At 67.8% G+C, this 16049-nt stretch carries 15 protein-coding genes; 5 read left to right on the top strand and 10 right to left on the bottom strand.

Features of this window, described 5'->3' with window-relative positions:
- The first annotated feature begins 57 nt into the window (after positions 1-57).
- Positions 58-2622 carry a DNA mismatch repair protein MutS gene (mutS, locus tag C0V78_RS06955; RefSeq protein WP_101797050.1) on the top strand — a complete coding sequence of 855 codons (2565 nt, stop codon included), beginning with the start codon at positions 58-60 and terminating at the stop codon, positions 2620-2622.
- A 30-nt stretch (positions 2623-2652) separates the two neighbouring features.
- Here the strand turns inward: mutS and C0V78_RS06950 are convergent, their stop codons facing one another.
- From C0V78_RS06950 to gluQRS, 4 genes are read right to left on the bottom strand one after another with little or no spacing between them, the layout of a single operon-like run.
- Positions 2653-2952, bottom strand: coding sequence for a hypothetical protein (locus C0V78_RS06950; protein ID WP_101797049.1), 300 nt, complete (start codon positions 2950-2952; stop codon positions 2653-2655).
- Positions 2953-2999: 47 nt separating this feature from the next.
- Positions 3000-3569, bottom strand: a complete 570-nt coding sequence (locus tag C0V78_RS06945; RefSeq protein WP_101797048.1) for a cob(I)yrinic acid a,c-diamide adenosyltransferase — start codon at positions 3567-3569, stop codon at positions 3000-3002.
- The gene (locus tag C0V78_RS06940) at positions 3570-3800 is read right to left on the bottom strand and encodes an HIG1 domain-containing protein (RefSeq protein WP_101798242.1); all 231 of its coding nucleotides are present in this window, start codon (positions 3798-3800) and stop codon (positions 3570-3572) included.
- Positions 3797-4642: a tRNA glutamyl-Q(34) synthetase GluQRS gene (gene gluQRS, locus C0V78_RS06935; RefSeq protein WP_101797047.1), complete on the bottom strand. Its 846-nt coding sequence runs from the start codon at positions 4640-4642 to the stop codon at positions 3797-3799. The genes C0V78_RS06940 and gluQRS overlap by 4 nt, the downstream gene beginning before the upstream one ends.
- A gap of 108 nt (positions 4643-4750) precedes the next feature.
- On the opposite strand from gluQRS, the gene C0V78_RS06930 reads away from it, so the two are divergent.
- A complete protein-coding gene (locus tag C0V78_RS06930; protein WP_101797046.1) occupies positions 4751-5359 on the top strand; it encodes an HNH endonuclease in 609 nt (202 codons plus the stop codon).
- A 6-nt stretch (positions 5360-5365) separates the two neighbouring features.
- Here the strand turns inward: C0V78_RS06930 and C0V78_RS06925 are convergent, their stop codons facing one another.
- The 6 genes from C0V78_RS06925 to lptB all read right to left on the bottom strand — a co-directional run bounded on the left by C0V78_RS06925 (position 5366) and on the right by lptB (position 12765).
- Complete coding sequence (locus C0V78_RS06925; protein ID WP_254049848.1) at positions 5366-7390, bottom strand: amidohydrolase family protein; 2025 nt, start codon at positions 7388-7390, stop codon at positions 5366-5368.
- A 108-nt stretch (positions 7391-7498) separates the two neighbouring features.
- Complete coding sequence (locus C0V78_RS06920; RefSeq protein ID WP_144039848.1) at positions 7499-8170, bottom strand: energy transducer TonB; 672 nt, start codon at positions 8168-8170, stop codon at positions 7499-7501.
- Positions 8171-8319: 149 nt separating this feature from the next.
- Complete coding sequence (locus tag C0V78_RS06915) at positions 8320-9591, bottom strand: L,D-transpeptidase family protein (protein WP_101798240.1); 1272 nt, start codon at positions 9589-9591, stop codon at positions 8320-8322.
- Positions 9592-9661: 70 nt separating this feature from the next.
- Complete coding sequence (locus C0V78_RS15060) at positions 9662-10231, bottom strand: hypothetical protein (protein WP_216822163.1); 570 nt, start codon at positions 10229-10231, stop codon at positions 9662-9664.
- Positions 10232-10366: 135 nt separating this feature from the next.
- The gene (gene rpoN, locus C0V78_RS06905; RefSeq protein ID WP_101797044.1) at positions 10367-11851 is read right to left on the bottom strand and encodes an RNA polymerase factor sigma-54; all 1485 of its coding nucleotides are present in this window, start codon (positions 11849-11851) and stop codon (positions 10367-10369) included.
- 143 nt (positions 11852-11994) lie between these two features.
- A complete protein-coding gene (lptB, locus tag C0V78_RS06900) occupies positions 11995-12765 on the bottom strand; it encodes an LPS export ABC transporter ATP-binding protein (RefSeq protein ID WP_254049847.1) in 771 nt (256 codons plus the stop codon).
- 189 nt (positions 12766-12954) lie between these two features.
- On the opposite strand from lptB, the gene C0V78_RS06895 reads away from it, so the two are divergent.
- From C0V78_RS06895 to C0V78_RS06885, 3 genes are all read left to right on the top strand, one after another.
- Positions 12955-13332 carry a hypothetical protein gene (locus C0V78_RS06895; RefSeq protein ID WP_101797043.1) on the top strand — a complete coding sequence of 126 codons (378 nt, stop codon included), beginning with the start codon at positions 12955-12957 and terminating at the stop codon, positions 13330-13332.
- 49 nt (positions 13333-13381) lie between these two features.
- Positions 13382-14728, top strand: coding sequence for a TldD/PmbA family protein (locus C0V78_RS06890; protein ID WP_101797042.1), 1347 nt, complete (start codon positions 13382-13384; stop codon positions 14726-14728).
- Between the two features lie 547 nt (positions 14729-15275).
- The gene (locus C0V78_RS06885; protein WP_101798238.1) at positions 15276-16028 is read left to right on the top strand and encodes an SDR family oxidoreductase; all 753 of its coding nucleotides are present in this window, start codon (positions 15276-15278) and stop codon (positions 16026-16028) included.
- Positions 16029-16049 lie beyond the last annotated feature (21 nt).

Genomic DNA, 16049 nt, shown 5'->3' with positions numbered 1-16049 from the left:
ATCGCCGCGATGCATGCATCGGCCTCTTCCCCGCCTTCCGGTGGCCCCGCCACTCCGATGATGGCGCAATATCATGCGCTAAAGGCGCAGGCGGCCGATTGCCTGCTGTTCTACCGCATGGGCGACTTTTTCGAGCTGTTCTTCGACGATGCGAAGACGGCCGCGCAGATCCTCGATATCGCGCTGACCAGCCGGGGCGATGGCGTGCCGATGTGCGGCGTTCCGGCCCATTCCGCCGAAGGATACCTTGCCCGCCTGATCAAGGCCGGCTGCCGCGTGGCGATTGCCGAACAGACCGAAACCCCCGAACAGGCAAAGAAGCGCGGCGGATCGAAGGCGCTGGTGGCGCGCGATATCGTGCGCTTCGTCACCGCCGGTACGCTGACCGAGGAAACCCTGCTGGAGCCGCGGCGGGCGAACGTGCTGGCGGCGGTCTGCGAGGTGCGCGGCACGATCGGGCTGGCGGCTTGCGACATTTCCACCGGGCGCATGGAGCTTGAGGAATGCCCTGCCGACCGGATCGGCGCGGCACTGGCGCGGCTGGGAGCAAGCGAGCTGGTCTGCCCCGAGGGCTGGGCCGAGGCGCCGCTCGATGCCATTGCCCGGCCCGGGCGCGATTTCGCCAGCGATGGCGGCGAGGCGCGGCTGCGCAGCCTGCACGGCGTGGCGACGCTGGACGGCTTCGGCCAGTTCAGCCGCGCCATGCTGGCGGCGGCGGGTGGGCTGGTGGCCTATCTCGATCATGTCGGGCGCGGCAACCTGCCGCTGCTGCTGCCGCCCGTTCTGCGCGACGGATCGGCGCACCTGGCGATGGACGAGGCGACCCGCGCGAGCCTGGAAGTGCTGGAAGCGAGCGGTGGCGGACGGCGCGGCAGCCTGTTCGAGGCGGTGGACCGCTGCGTTACCGGGGCAGGGGCGCGCCAGCTGGCGGATGATCTTTCCGCCCCGCTGACCGATATCGCCGCCATCCACGCGCGGCTCGATCTGGTGACCTGGCTGCATGACGATGCCCTGCTGCGCGAAGACCTGCGCGCCGTGCTGCGGGCGCTGCCCGATGTCGGCCGGGCGCTGGGGCGCGTTGTTGCCGGGCGCGGTTCGCCGCGTGACCTTGGCCAGCTGCGCGACGGCCTGGCAGAGGCGCGGCGCATGGGCGATTACCTTTCGCACCGGGCAGACCGGCCGGCGCTGATAGACAGCCTGCTGCCGGACCTTGGCGGGCACGGCGCGCTGGTCGATCTCTATTCGCGGGCGCTGGTGCCCAGCCCGCCGACCGAGCGCGCCCAGGGCGGCTTCATTGCCGAGGGCTATGACCATGCGCTCGATGCCCTGCGCGCCACGGCCGGCAATGCCCGCCGCGCGATTGCCGCGCTTGAGACGAAGTACCGGGAGGACACCGGGGTTGCCGCGCTCAAGATCCGGCACAACGGCGTCCTCGGCTATTTCATCGAGGTTCCGGCAAAGCACGCCGACCGGCTGATGGAGCCCGACAGCGGCTTTACCCATCGCCAGACCATGGCCGGTGCCGTGCGCTTCAACGCGCTTGCCCTGCACGAGGAGGCAAGCCGCATCGGCGAGGCGGGAGGCCATGCGCTCGCCGCCGAAGAGGCCCATTTCGAGCAGCTCGTCGCCGAAGCCGTCTGCAATGCCGAGGCGATTGCCCGCACCGCCGCCGCGCTGGCGCGGATCGACGTTGCCGCCGGGCAGGCGGAACGCGCGGCGGAAGGCGGCTGGTGTCGCCCGGAACTGGTCGAACATCCCTGCCTCGAGATTGCCGGCGGCCGCCATCCGGTGGTGGAAGCGGCGCTGGCGGCCAAGGGCGAGCGCTTTGTCGCCAACGATTGCGCGCTTTCCCCCGATGACCGGCTGTGGCTGGTCGGTGGCCCGAACATGGGCGGCAAGAGCACCTTCCTGCGCCAGAACGCGCTGATCGTGCTGCTGGCGCAGGCGGGCGGCTATGTCCCGGCCGAGCGGGCGACCGTTGGCCTGGTGGACCGCCTGTTCAGCCGCGTCGGCGCTTCCGACAACCTGGCGCGCGGGCGATCGACTTTCATGGTCGAAATGGTCGAAACCGCCGCGATCCTCAGCCAGGCGGGCGAGCGCAGCTTTGTCATCCTGGACGAGGTCGGTCGCGGCACATCGACCTATGATGGCCTTGCGCTGGCCTGGGCCGTGGCCGAGGCGGTCCATTCGAACAACCGCTCGCGCTGCCTGTTCGCCACCCATTATCACGAGCTGTCGCGGCTGGCCGAGAGCTGCGAGGCGCTGTCGCTCCACCACGTCCGCGCGCGCGAGTGGAAGGGCGATCTCGTCCTGCTGCACGAGGTGGCCGATGGCCCGGCCGACCGCTCCTATGGCCTCGCCGTCGCCAAGCTGGCGGGCGTTCCGGCGCAGGTCGTCGCGCGGGCGAAAGCGGTGCTTGAGCGGCTGGAAAAGGGGCGGGCGGAAACCGGCGGTCTGGCCGCCGGCCTTGGCGACCTGCCGCTGTTCGCCGCCGCGCTCGATGGGGCAGAGGAAAAGGTCGATCGCCTGCGCGAGAAGCTGGACGGACTGGATATCGATTCGCTCAGCCCGCGCGAGGCGCTGGACCTGCTCTACGAACTGAAGCGGGACGCGGCGGGCTAGCCGGCGTTCCCCTCAACCCGGCGGAACGGCCTAGACCGAGTCGGGGTCGTGCCCCTCGCCATAGGTCTCGTCCTCGTCGTCCATGTTGGGTTCGCCGCGAAAGGCGCTCATGTCGATGCGCCCGGACTGCTCCATGTCGCGCATATGGTCGATGAGGTCCTGCATGCCGTTGTCGTCCGGCCCGCCGCCGGGCTTGCGGCTTTCCAGCGGGCTGTCGCGATCTTGCGCACCGGCTTCGGCGGCGACCTGCTGGGCCTGCGCCTCCTCGTCCTCCTGCTCGGCGTTGTGCACTTCGGGGGCGAGGCCCTTGGGGTCCTTGTCTGCGGGCATCCCTGTTCTCCTTGCCGGGCTTAACCGGGCAGGCAGGGCATCGTTCCCTAGCGGTTGCCGCCGGGAACCCAGAGGACATCGTCCTTGCCGCCATCGTTAAGCGCGCGGGCGAGGACGAAGAGGTAGTCGGACAGGCGGTTGATATAGCTGAGCGCCGCCGGATTGACCGGCACTTCATGCGCGAGCGCGGCCATCTCGCGCTCGGACCGGCGCACCGCGGCGCGGGCAACGTGGACGCGCGCGGCGCCTTCGCTGCCACCGGGCAGGATGAAGCTGGTCAGCGGATCGAGCCATTCGTTGATCGCATCGATCGCGGCTTCCAGCCATTCGGTCTGGGCCGGGACCATGCGCAGAACCATGTCGGACGGGGTGAAATCGTCACCCGGAGTCGCAAGGTCCGCGCCAAGGTCGAACAGGTCGTTCTGCACGCGCTGCAGTTCGCTTCCCGGTTCCGTCCCGGTCAGCACCACCAGCGCCATGCCGATGGCGCAGTTCGCCTCGTCCACCGCGCCGATGGCGGCAAAGCGCGCATCGTGCTTGGGCAGGCGCGATCCGTCGACCAGGCCTGATGAGCCTGAATCGCCGGTCCGCGTGTAGATCTTGTTGAGCTTGACCAATTACTTGGAGGCAGCGAGCAGGGCCGCCACGACCAGCACCGCCAGGCCCTGGAACAGGATGCGGTTGAACATCATCTTGTTCTGTTTGACCTGCGAGGGCGAGGGGCCCGTGGCGGGATCGTGTTCAAGGTCAAGCCGCGTGCTGTTGAGGAAAGCGGCGATGCCGCGGACAAGGCTGTAGACCGTAAGGCCCATCAGCACGAGCAGGGCGGGGATCAGGATGTAGCTCATGCCGCGCATCCTACGCCTGTGCCAAGCGAAATACCAGCAGGGAAGTTGCCCGCCCGCAGCGAATCCGCCAGCGCGCGGCCATCTTCCCCGGCGCGGCGCAGGTCCGCCAGCGAAGGCGAGCCGCGCCGCTTGGCAAGCTTGCGGCCATCGGCTTCGACCAGCAGGGCATGGTGATGCCAGACCGGCACCGGCAGGCCGAGCAGGGCCTGCAGCAGGCGGTGGACATGGCTGGCGGCGAACAGGTCCAGCCCGCGCGTCACCAGCGTCACCCCGTCAGCAGCATCGTCCAGCGTGGCGGCAAGGTGGTAGGATGCCGGCGCGTCCTTGCGGACCAGCACGACATCGCCAAACCGTTCCGGCGCGGCCTGTTGCGGCCCGGCCAGCTCGTCGGTCCATTCCAGCGGCCCTGCCATCCGAACCGCGCGGGCCATGTCGATCCGCCATGCTGCGCCTTCGGGATCGACGTCCTGACCCCGGCAGGTTCCGGGATAGAGCGGCCCGTCCGGGCCATCGGCGCGCGATGCCGCCAGCACGTCGGCGCGGGTGCAGCGGCAGGGGTAAAGCAGGCCCAGGGCCTTCAGCCGCTCTGCCGCAAGGGCATAGGATTCCAGCCGGGCGGACTGGCGCACCACCGGTCCGTCCCACGAAAGGCCCAGCCAGGAAAGGTCCGCAAGATGTTCCTCGGCCAGTTCCGTCCGGCTGCGCGCGCCGTCGATATCCTCGATCCGCAGCAGGAACTCTCCGCCGCGCGCCCGCGCAAGGTCATGCGCGACGATCGCCGCCCAGGCGTGGCCCAGGTGCAGCGAGCCATTGGGGCTGGGGGCAAAGCGGGTGCGGATCATGCACGCTTAGTCCTGTGGATTTCGTGACAGTGCAAGCCTTGACGCGCAGCCGCCCGCGATGTTCACTGCCGTCATGGAAATGCAACGCGCAACGGGCAGAGAAAGGCCATGCTCAAGTCGGAGCTGATCGAGCGCGCGGCCCGGTTCCGCAGCGCAGAAGGGGATCCGTCCCGCAGCCTGTCCGATTGTCCTGCGCTGGTGCTCAACGCCGATTACACGCCGCTTTCCTACTACCCGCTCAGCCTGTGGCCATGGCAAACGGCGATCAAGGCGGTGTTCCTGGAACGGGTGGATATCGTCGCCAGCTATGACCGGCGCGTCCATTCGCCCACCTGGGACATGCAAGTGCCCTCGGTCATCGCGCTGCGGCAATATGTGAAGCCCAGCGAATTTCCTGCCTTCACCCGCTTCAACCTGTTCCTGCGCGACCGCTTTACCTGCCAGTATTGCGGCAGCCCCCACAACCTGACCTTCGATCATGTCGTGCCGCGCCGCCTGGGCGGCCGCACCAGCTGGGAAAACGTCGCCACCGCCTGCGCGCCCTGCAACATGAAGAAGGGCGGGCGCACGCCCAAGCAGGCACACATGCCCCTGCTGGTGGAGCCGATCCGCCCGACCAGCTGGCAATTGCAGGAGCGTGGCCGGGCCTTTCCGCCCAACCACCTCCACGAAACCTGGCGCGACTGGCTCTACTGGGATGTCGAGCTTGAGGCCTGACCGGGCCTAGCGGGCGCTTTCCACTTTCGGGGCCGGGGCAAAGGGCTTGATCCCCAGCTTGGGATAGATCTCCGCAGGGAAATAGGCCGTGCCGCCCTTCACCACCATGGAGATCGCCTTGATCGCCCGCAGGTCCCTGGTCGGATCGCCGGGGATCAGGAAGAAGTCGGCAAGCTTGCCGCGTTCGATGGAGCCAAGCTGCTGGTCCTGCCCGAGATAGCGGGCAACATCCAGCGTGCCGCGCGCCAGCGCCTCGGCCGGGGTCATGCCCACCTTGGTGAACAGTTCCAGTTCGCGGTGCAGGGTGAAGGCGCCGCCGGTGTCGGTGCCGGGGACAAGGAAGATCCCGCGCCGGTGCATTTCCGAAAGGGTATCCAGCACCTTGCAGTAGGCGGCGACATATTCGGCGCGCTCCTTCTGCGTATCGGCACCGAACAGCGCCTGCTTCAGCGCGCGCTGCTCGGCCACGGGCAGGTGCTCGATATAGTCCACCGCGCCGGGGTTCGGCTCGCCGTCAATCGCGGTAAGGCCGGTCTCATGGATGCCGATGGTCGGCTCGTGCGCCACCTTGCGCGCGACCATGGCGTCCAGCGTGGTGCGGACCTTTTCGGACTTCAGGTCGATCGTCGGGAAGCGGCGCATGGCGGTGAAGCGGAACAGCGTGCGCGTATCTTCGCCGGGGTTGAGCACCCAGCCGAGCATCAGCTGGTTGACGTGGGTCAGCTCGTCATAGCCCGCCGCGATCATGGCATCGGCGCTGGAAAAGGCGGGCACGTGGCCGGCCACGCGCATCCCCAGCTTGTGCGCTTCCTTGGCCATGGGCGGGGCCCACTTGGGATCGATCGAGTTGTAGATCTTCAGCTGGTTGTAGCCGCGCGCGCCGTACCAGCGGACATGATCGAGCGCTTCGCTCTCGCTGGCGGCCAGCAAGCCGGTGGCCGAGCTGTAGGGGCTCTTGCCTTCGACAAAGCCGCTCTTGGTCACGCGCGGCCCGGCGACTTCGCCCCTTTCGATGCGTTCGATCAGCTGGGTGAGCAGCGCATTGTTATTGCCCAGGTCGCGCACCGAGGTGACCCCGGCGAGCACGTTGAGCAGCCCGTCCTGCTGGTCGAGGTGGGCGTGCATGTCATAAAGGCCCGGAACCAGCGTGCCGAGGTTGCCATCAATCACCGTCTCGCCCGGGGTGGCCAGCGATCCGGCGGGGACGACCTCGCTGATGCGGCCTTCGAACCACACGACATCGCGCAGCGGGGTAAGCGCCTTGGCCACCGGATCGAACAGCTTGACGTTGCGCAGCCGCACCGGGCCCGACCAGTTGCGCGCGCCTTCCTTCTGGAGCCCCGCGAGCCGCTCCGATGCCAGCCGTTCGGCCAGCGGCCGCAGCACGGCGTCCGCGCCCTTCTCATAGCCGGCGCGGGCAACGATGAAGTTGGCGCTGGGCGCGGCGAAAAACTCGCCCTTGCTGTCGAGCGTGACGTAGCTCGGCGCGATCGACAGGCCGGACAGCTCGTAAGTCACTACCTCGACCGGGCCGCCCGTGCCGTCGAGCCGGCGGCGGTCCTTTTCGGTAAGCCTGGCCGTGCCCGCAGGGGCGACGGCCATGGTGCGATCGGGCGCGGCGAGCAGGGCCTTCGCCAGCAGCGCCTGGTCTATCGGCGAGCCGTTCTGGCTGACGTAGAAGCGCGGCGCATCCTTGCCCTTGATCGCGCCCGGCCCGGCAAGGTCGCGCCAGGTGACGCCTGCCTTGGTGCGGCGGAAGCTCTCGCTCACGGCATTGCCGAAGGTGGTGCGGCCGTTGGCGGCATAGCTGACCGGCGCGCCATCATCGCCAAGCGTCAGCTTTTCGGCAATCGTCGGGCCGCGGCCGTTCTGCTTGAAATCGTAATCGACGGCCAGTTCCTCGCCGTCGCGGGCGACCTTCATGTGGCCGATGTCGCGCCCTTGCATCAGCACGCGGTATTCGACGGTTTCGGCCCATGCGGGCGAGGCGATGGCGGCAAGCGCGGCGGCAAGCAGGAAACGGGTTTTCAAGGGATATCCTCCGGGTCGGTTGCCGGGGAGATTAGCGAAGCGCGCGCCAAGGCAAAGCAAAAAGCGCCCCGCGTCCGGACAGGGAAGCGGGGCGAGGGGGTGGACGGTTCAGTTCGTGATCTTCCAGCGCAGCATTCCGTAATAGGCGCCGGCAACCCGGGCACCGGCCTCGTCGGTGGCGGGATTGAAGCGGGCGCGCTGGGTCAGCCTGGCGCAGGCGGCGGCATCGAGCCCGGGAAAGCCGCTGGATGCCGTGATGGTGCAGCTTGTCACCCGGCCATCGGCACCAACGCCCAGGCGGAAGCGGACCAGCCCTTCATTGCCTTCGCGCAGGTCCTGCGAAGGATAGTCATTGCGCGTCACCCATTCCCCCGGCCGGCCGCGCGGCGCCGGGCCCTTGACCGCCAGCGCCGCGCGGCTTGGCTCGCTCGTCGGCAGGGGGCTGGGGCCGGCTGTTGCCGTGCCCGGGCCATCGGCTGGCGCGCCGCTGGTGCTGTTGCTGGCGCTTGGCAGCGGGCTGGGCGCCACCGTCGGCTGGACCGCCGGGCCGCGGGACTGCGGCGCATCGGCGGGCGGGGTCTTGCGCTCGCGCTGCACCTCGGTGGGGCTGGGGCTGGGCGGCGGGACGGTGAAGGTCGTCGGGTTTTCCTTGCGCTCGGGCGGGTTCACCACGAACGACAGCCCGGCGATTATCGCGTAGATCGCCGAAGCCTGCAGCAGCGCAACGGCCAGCATCGTCCGGGTTTTGGCAGCACGGGTCTGGCTGGAAACATAGGCCATGACACACCTCCTGTTCGTCACCGCCCCACGGGGCGGTTGATTGGGTCGTGTCCGGACAGCCTGATCGATGTCACATTATCTCATAACAGGCAACGCAATGAAATTATCATGCTAAGGGCCATTAGGATTTTTTGTTGTTGGATTCAGCCTCAACCGCCGTTGAGAACGTCGCGGCCATAGACGTCGGCGTGGAATGCCACCCGCCCCTTTTCGGGCTGCGCCGTCAGGTAGGTGATGTAGATCGGCACGATCACCGGCAGTTCCACCCGCGTTTCCGGCTTGCGCGAGCGGGGCAGCGGCTTGCCCATCAGCCACTTGCCGAAGCGCTGGGCATCCTCAAGCCGCACGCAGCCGTTGCTGTATTGCCGGGCCGGCTTGGCCAGCAGGTTCCTCTCGGGCGTATCGTGCAGATAGATGCCCTGGGGGTTGGGGAACATGAACTTGACCGAGCCCATGAAATTGCCCGCCCCCGGCAGCTGGCGCGCCCGCACGGTGGCCTGTCCGGCAGCTACGGCCTCCCAGTCGACCTGCGTGGGATCGACCACTTCGGCATCCTCCTCCCAGCCATTGAGCACCTGGTAGCGGTGCGTCGCCAGATAGCCCGGGCCGTTCGCCAGCACCTTTTCGGTAATCCGGCTGGGCAGCAGGCTGTCGGGCATGTTCCAGTAGGGATTGACGATGGCATAGCGCAGGAACCCGGCCATCTCCGGCGTCTGCGTCTGCCGCGTGCCGACCACCACCTTCATCGTTCCCGCCACGCGCGGGCCTTCGAACATCCACAGCCGCGCGCTGGCGGCATCGATCAGCACCCACTGGCCGCTGGGGATCGGCGGCAGGGCGCGCAGGCGGGCGAGGTTGAGGATCGCGCTGTCCGCCTGCGCGGGGCTCAGCCTCCGGGCGGCAAGGGCGGATCGCAGGGGGGCGTAAAATGGCGTCATCCAGCCCATGTCACGCACATAGTTTTCCAGCGAGGGCGCGGCGGCCAGAGCGGAAAGCGCGGCGGCAGGCGTCGGCACCACCGGGGCAAGCGCCTGCGTTTCATAGGTCATGTCCGAGCGCGGAGCCTCCCGCACGGCCTGGACATAGCGCACATAGGCGGAAGACAGCGCCAGCTCGGCCTTGGCGCGGTCCTTCACCGAAGCGCCGGGAGCCTTGGCGAGCTGCTTTTCCAGTTTTTCCGGCTTGAACTTGTCCGCATCGAGCCCGTCGAGGCCGGCATCGCGCAGTATTGCGACAAATCGCAGGGCGGCCGCTGAAGGCCGCCCCGCAAAGGTGATCCACAGGGGTCGGTTTCCGCGCGCTGCGTAGAATCCCCGCAGATCCTTGGGTGCACGATCGCCGATCTCGCGGTGCAACGAAGTGTCCCAAGCTTCCGCCGGCTGGGCCGCGCGCAGCGGTGCCATCGGGGGCACCGCCATCATGATCGCTCCAGCCGTCAGCAGCCCTCGCCGCACGTAATCGCCAAGCATCTCCGCCCGTCACCCTTTCCCGTCAGCCGCGCTCGCCGGAGCGGTAGTAGGTCGGCTGGACCACCGGGGCGCCCTGGTAATAGCGCCCGTCACGCATGTAGCCATCGACGCAGCCGTCGTTGTTGGAGTCGGCCCAGATCGCGCCGGCAAGCCCGCCGACAACCGCGCCAACCACCGCGCCTTCGAACAGCGAGGCATCGGTCACCGCGCCGACGCCAAGCCCGGTCGCAGCGCCCACGGCAGCACCGGTTGCCGCGCTGCCGGCCACGGACGGGCAACGGCGCGGAGTGGAATAGGCAACGTTGGAGGAGGGCGTGCCGGAGTAGTACTGGCCGTCACGGGTATAGCCGTCCACCCGGCCGTCGCCGTCACGGTCGGCCCATACGGCACCGGCAATGCCGCCGGCGGCCGCACCGATCACCGCGCCGGTCAGCAGGTCACCGCCGGCAATGGCGGCAACGCCGGTACCGGCAGCAGCGCCCAGTGCCGCACCCGTGCCGACCGTGGCCAGCGTGCGATCATCAGACATGGAATTGCACGCCGCCAGCGGCAGCGTCATCGAGCTGAGGAGAATGAGCATCTTCTTGGTCATGAGCGACTCCTTTGATGCACGCCGCGCAACGCACGGGGCCGGCGTGCCGGGCTTCGTTGATCCCGCAGGAAGGGAACGCGCAGGGCATGGCGGGGTTGCTCACGGGGCACCCCTTCGTCGCGTTTGCGGCGCGGCCTATCGAATCGCGGCGATGGCCTTCTGGCGGCGGCGCTGCACCGACGAGCCCAGGCCGATCGCCTCGCGGTACTTGGCGACGGTGCGCCGGGCGAGGTCGAAGCCCTTGGCTTTCAACAGGTCCACCAGGGTATCGTCAGAAAGGATCGCCTTGGGATCCTCGGCATCGATCAGCGCGCGGATCGCCGCCTTGACCGCCTCGGCCGAAGCTGCGCCTTCGCCATCGGCAGAGGCGATGCCCGAGGTGAAGAAATACTTCAGTTCGAAAGTGCCGCGCGGGCACATCAGGTACTTGTTCGAGGTGACGCGGCTGACGGTCGATTCGTGCATCGAGATCGTCTCGGCAATCGCCCGCAGGGTCAGCGGCTTCAGCTGCGACACGCCATGGCGGAAGAACCCTTCCTGCTGCCGCACGATCTCGCTCGCCACCTTCAGGATGGTCTTCTGACGCTGGTCGAGCGCCTTCACCAGCCAGTTGGCATCGGCCAGCTTTTCGGAAAGCCAGCCCTTGTCGTCACGGCCGCCGCAGGCCCCCTTCATCTCGACATAGTAGCTGCGGTTGACGATCAGGCGCGGCAGGGTTTCCTGGTTGATCGCCACGTCCCAGCCGCCATCGGCGCGGGGGGTGACAAGCACGTCGGGCGTTACCGGCTCGCCCCCGCCAGAGGCAAAGCGCAGGCCGGGCTTGGGATCGTAGCTGCGCAGCTCGGCCAGCATGTCGGCAAAGTCTTCATCGTCGACGCCGCACATCCGCTTCAGCCGCGCCACCTCGCCGCGCGCCAGCAGGTCAAGGTTGTCGAGCAGGCGGGCCATGCAGGGGTCATGGCGGTTGGCCTCGCGCGCCTGGAGGGCAAGGCATTCGCCCAGGCTGCGCGCGCCGACGCCGGTGGGGTCGAAGGACTGCAGCAGGACCAGCGCCGATTCGACCGCGCGCAGCGGCATGCCAAGATCGTCCGCCACCTCGCGCAGGGGCGTGCCGAGGTATCCTGCATCGTCCAGCCGGTCGACCAGCGCCCGGGCAATCGCGGCTTCGCGAGGGGTCGCGCCAGACAGCCCGATCTGCCGGTCAAGGTGTTCGGCAAGCGTCAGCCCGCTGTCGCCGCGCTCGTCGATCCCCGGCAGATCCTCGCCGCCGAAGGAGGAAACGGCGGCGCCCCAGTCCCCGGTGTCGCGGTCGATGTCGAGCGCGGAACTGTCGATGTCGAGCGGCCGGTCCTCGCTGCCCCGCGCCTCGCCGATAAGCTGGTCGACCGGCGAGGTTTCCAGCGTGGTGCGGCGGCCTTCCTCGGGCGCGGCTTCGACCGTCGCGACCTCTGCGGGCGCGCGCTCGCCCACTTCGAGCAGGGGATTGGCTTCCAGCGCCTCGCCGATGAAGGTCTCGACCTCAAGGTTGGACAGCGCCAGCAGCTTGATCGCCTGCTGCAGCTGCGGCGTCATCACCAGCGACTGGCTCTGCCTCAGGTCAAGACGGGGTCCGAGGGCCATATGCGTTTGCCGCCCTCAGCTGTCGCTGAGGGCTCGCACGGCACCAGCCCGCTCCCCCGGCCCGACCACCCGACAGGATACGCTATGGGTGGTCGGGCCGGGGGAGCGGGCTGGTGCCGTGCCCCGCCGTGAGGCGGAAAGGATCACAGCGTGAAATCGCTGCCGAGGTAGAGCAGCTTGACGTTCTCGTCCTCGACCATGCCTTCGGGCGTGCCGGAGAACAGCACCTGGCCGCCGTAGATCACGCAGGTCTTATCGACGATATCCAGCGTTTCGCGGACGTTGTGATCGGTGATCAGCACGCCGATGCCGCGGGTCTTGAGGTCTTTCACCAGGTCGCGGATGTCGCTGATTGACAGCGGGTCGATGCCGGCGAAAGGTTCGTCGAGCAGCATGATCGAGGGCTTGGCGGCAAGGGCGCGGGCGATTTCGCAGCGGCGGCGTTCACCGCCCGAAAGCGCCATGGCCGCGCTGGAACGCAGGCGGGCGAGGCCGAATTCGTCGAGCAGGCGTTCCAGCTCTTCCTCGCGCGTGGCGGCGTCGGGCTCGTTCAGTTCGAGCACGGCGGAGATGTTCTGTTCCACCGTCAGGCCGCGGAAGATCGAGGTTTCCTGTGGCAGGTAGCCCAGGCCAAGGATCGCGCGGCGGTACATCGGCAGCGAGGTGACATCCACGCCGTCCATCAGGATGCGGCCCGAATCGGGCTTTACCAGCCCCATGATCGAATAGAAGCAGGTGGTCTTGCCTGCGCCGTTGGGGCCGAGCAGGCCCAGCACTTCGCCCTTGGCGACCGAGAGCGAAATGTCGGTCAGCACGGCGCGCTTGTCATAGGATTTGGCAATCGAGATCACCTCAAGCCCGCTGCCGGTGCTGCCTTCTCCCTGCGACGAGAGGTCTTTCTGCATCTGGTCCATCGGCTTGGGTTTAGGCAGCGTGCGCGCGCACTTCAAGCCGCGAAAGCACCATGTTGCAGCAATTTGGCAGGCTTCCTGCATGACCCATCGCTGCCGGGGCGTGGGATTTCGTGGTTAACGAGGCTTGATTCCCGCAACAAAGGGTGTTTTGTTGCGTTTATTGAGGGGAAGCAGAAAGGATCGACCAAAATGGTCGAAGGATTCCGGATAGGTCGCAGCGCCGGCGGCGAAAGGCCGATCGATTGGCGCAAGAGCATGAGCGACAATATCGCCTATGCCCTGCTGGTCTATACCGCACTCCAGATCTTCGCCACGCTGGGTGCGCTCAAGGGGCACAAGTCCTCGATCCTGCCCTATTTCGCCCTTGTCATCCTCGTCGCGGCGATCATCCCCGCCTGCCGCCGTTTCGAGCAGCGCTGGAACCGCCTGACCGACGAGCAGGCCGCCGATCCAGGCTATGCCGCCGCCTATCGGCGCGACCGGCTGTGGGTCTGGGCGCTGGCGCTCGGCCTGCCCTTTGCCCTGACGGCGCTGTTCACCCTGCTTTCGCGCATCCTGGGCGTGTGATCGCCACGCGCGATTGATCGGTGGCGCGCGCGGCGCTAAGCCGCCAGCCATGCTGACACCCCAAGCCGCGCAGGAGCGCGCCGCCGCCCTCGTCGATCGCGCCCGCAAGGCTGGCGCCGATGCCGCCGATGTCGTCTATCTCGCCAACAGTTCCGAAAGCATCCAGGTGCGGCTCGGCCTGCTTGAGGATGTCGAGCGTTCGGAGAACGAACACATCGGCCTGCGCGTATTCGTCGGGCAGGCATCGGCCAGCATCGGATCGAGCGACCTTGGCGATGCCGCGCTGGAGGAAATGTCCGTCCGTGCGGTCGCCATGGCGCGCGCCGCCCCCGAGGACCAGTACGCCGGGCTCGCCCCGGAAGACCTGCTCGCCCGCGAACTGCCGCAAGGGCTCGACATGGTCGACGCTGCCGAACCCGGCCCGGCACAGCTGCGCGAAATGGCGCTGGCCGCAGAGGATGCCGCGCGGGCCGTTGCCGGGGTGACCAACAGCGAGGGCGCGGGCGCCAGCTCGGGCCGCGGGGTTTTCGCGCTGGTCACCAGCCACGGCTTTGCCGGTTCCTACGAGACGACCAGCCACGGCCTTTCCGCCAGCGTCATCGCCGGAGAGGGTTCGGGCATGCAGCGCGACTATGCCTGGCGCTCTGCCCGCCACATGGCAGACCTGCTCGCGCCCGCAGAGATCGGCGCCATGGCCGGCGAGCGCGCCGTCGCCCGGCTCGATCCGGGCCGCGTGACGAGCGGAGCCATGCCGGTGGTGTTCGATCCGCGCGTGGGCGGCTCGCTGATCGGCCACCTGCTCGGCGCGATCTCTGGCAGCGCCATTGCGCGCCGTTCCAGCTTCCTTCTCGACAAGGCCGAGGCGCAGCTGTTCGACAGCGCGATCACCGTGCTCGACGATCCGCACCGCCCGCGCGGCCCTGCCTCGCGTCCCTTCGACGGCGAAGGGCTGGCAACCGCGCCGCGCGCACTGGTTGAGGGCGGGCGGCTGACCGGCTGGCTGATGGAAAGCGCCTCTGCCCGCCAGCTCGGCCAGCAGCCGACCGGCCATGCCTCGCGCGGAGCCAGCGGTGCGCCGGGCGTTTCGGCCAGCAACGTCCACCTTGCCGCGGGCGCGCTCACGCCGGCGCAGCTGATGGCCGACATCAAGGATGGCATCTACGTTACCGAACTGATCGGGCAGGGCGTCAACGCGGTAACCGGCGACTACAGCCGGGGCGCCTCGGGCTTCCGCATCGTCAATGGCGAGATCGCCGGGCCGGTGGCGGAATTCACCATCGCCGGCAACCTGGTCGACATGTTCGCCGCACTGACGCCGGCCAACGACCTCGAATGGTATCGCGCGCTCAACGTGCCGACGCTGCGGGTCGACGGGATGATGATAGCCGGGGACTGACGGCGCGGTTTTCTGCGAGAAACCCATAACCCACACTCCGTCCTCCGCAGCAGGCGGATCGGGGCAATCGGGGCTGTGAACACGGGCGGACGGGCTGGCCGGCGCTGGGGTTTTGCCTGAACCGTACAGGCTTGGCTTGCGTTGTCTTTGCTTGCGAACGGCTGGCGGGCGAAACGCTGTGATCCCGACGGCTCGGCCCTGTCGTGCGAGGCTGCGGCAGGGCGGGCTCGCCAAACTGCTGCCGGCATCCGGGGCATACCCCGATGTTGTGCGGCTGAAGAATCGTCAGCCGCTCCTCGCATCCCTGGATTGCGGACGCCTCCGCGATGGGGCGCCGGCCACTGGGCGGGGTGGAGGCGAGAGCTCACCGCCCCGCACCCGTCGCGTGGGGGTTTATAACCAATATGGTTCAAAATGTCAATCAGATAATCCAATATGTGCTGACAGCTTGGTGCGGCCAAGGTGCTGACCACCTGTTCAGCATTTCTCGTTGACAGGCCACGCGCCATTCGCCAACCGGTGTCCAAACCGAAACGGGAGAGTGGAAATGGCTGGAACCCTTCAAGGCAAGGTCGCGCTGGTTACGGGCGCATCATCGGGCATCGGCGCGGCAATTGCCGTGGCCCTCGCAGAGGCGGGGGCGACGGTCGCCTTGTCCGCCCGCCGTGCGGACCGACTTGCCGAAGTCGCCGCGAAGATCGAAGCCAAGGGCGGCAAGGCGATCGCCCTGGTGGGCGACATGTCGGTAGAGGCCGATGCGATCAAGGCGGTGGAAGATACCGTGGCCCAGCTTGGCCGCATCGACATCCTGATCAATTCCGCCGGCATCATGGATTCGGGCGGGATCGAGAACGCCAACCTTGCCCGCTATCGCCAGACCATGGACATCAACCTGATGGGCACGGTCTATACCTGCGCGGCTGCCGTGCCGCACATGCTGAAGCAGGGCGTGGGCGACATCATCAACATCTCCTCGCTCGCCGGGCGCAAGGGCGGCCCGATGACCAGCTCCTATTCCGCCAGCAAGCACGCAGTGAACGCGATGACTGACGGGCTGCGGCAGGAAGTGGGCAACCGCAACATCCGCGTTTCGATCTACATGCCGGGCGCGACCCGCTCCGAAGTTGCCGAATCCATGCCCGATCCGAACTGGCGCGAGGCAATCAAGGCGCACGTCAACAAGGATGGCGTGGTCGAGGCAGAGGAAGCGGCCGCAGTGGTGGTCTTCATGCTTTCGATGCCGCGCAACGTGAACATCGCCGAAATCAGCGTGCGTCCGACCATCGACACGACGGCATAAGCACAAGAAGAGGGAGAAGGA

Origin of the sequence: Novosphingobium sp. TH158, from assembly GCF_002855555.1 — a bacterium.
Lineage (GTDB): Bacteria > Pseudomonadota > Alphaproteobacteria > Sphingomonadales > Sphingomonadaceae > Novosphingobium.
This window is presented reverse-complemented; position numbering and strand designations above follow the sequence as displayed.

Bases quoted from the DNA above. Each gene is read 5' to 3' on its own strand.
- mutS (WP_101797050.1), top strand. From the start codon at position 58: ATGATGGCGCAATATCATGCGCTAAAGGCGCAGGCGGCCGATTGCCTG.
- C0V78_RS06950 (WP_101797049.1), bottom strand. From the start codon at position 2,952: ATGCCCGCAGACAAGGACCCCAAGGGCCTCGCCCCCGAAGTGCACAAC.
- C0V78_RS06940 (WP_101798242.1), bottom strand. From the start codon at position 3,800: ATGAGCTACATCCTGATCCCCGCCCTGCTCGTGCTGATGGGCCTTACG.
- gluQRS (WP_101797047.1), bottom strand. From the start codon at position 4,642: ATGATCCGCACCCGCTTTGCCCCCAGCCCCAATGGCTCGCTGCACCTG.
- C0V78_RS06930 (WP_101797046.1), top strand. From the start codon at position 4,751: ATGCTCAAGTCGGAGCTGATCGAGCGCGCGGCCCGGTTCCGCAGCGCA.
- C0V78_RS06920 (WP_144039848.1), bottom strand. From the start codon at position 8,170: ATGGCCTATGTTTCCAGCCAGACCCGTGCTGCCAAAACCCGGACGATG.
- C0V78_RS06915 (WP_101798240.1), bottom strand. From the start codon at position 9,591: ATGATGGCGGTGCCCCCGATGGCACCGCTGCGCGCGGCCCAGCCGGCG.
- C0V78_RS15060 (WP_216822163.1), bottom strand. From the start codon at position 10,231: ATGACCAAGAAGATGCTCATTCTCCTCAGCTCGATGACGCTGCCGCTG.
- rpoN (WP_101797044.1), bottom strand. From the start codon at position 11,851: ATGGCCCTCGGACCCCGTCTTGACCTGAGGCAGAGCCAGTCGCTGGTG.
- lptB (WP_254049847.1), bottom strand. From the start codon at position 12,765: ATGGACCAGATGCAGAAAGACCTCTCGTCGCAGGGAGAAGGCAGCACC.
- C0V78_RS06895 (WP_101797043.1), top strand. From the start codon at position 12,955: ATGGTCGAAGGATTCCGGATAGGTCGCAGCGCCGGCGGCGAAAGGCCG.
- C0V78_RS06890 (WP_101797042.1), top strand. From the start codon at position 13,382: ATGCTGACACCCCAAGCCGCGCAGGAGCGCGCCGCCGCCCTCGTCGAT.
- C0V78_RS06885 (WP_101798238.1), top strand. From the start codon at position 15,276: ATGGCTGGAACCCTTCAAGGCAAGGTCGCGCTGGTTACGGGCGCATCA.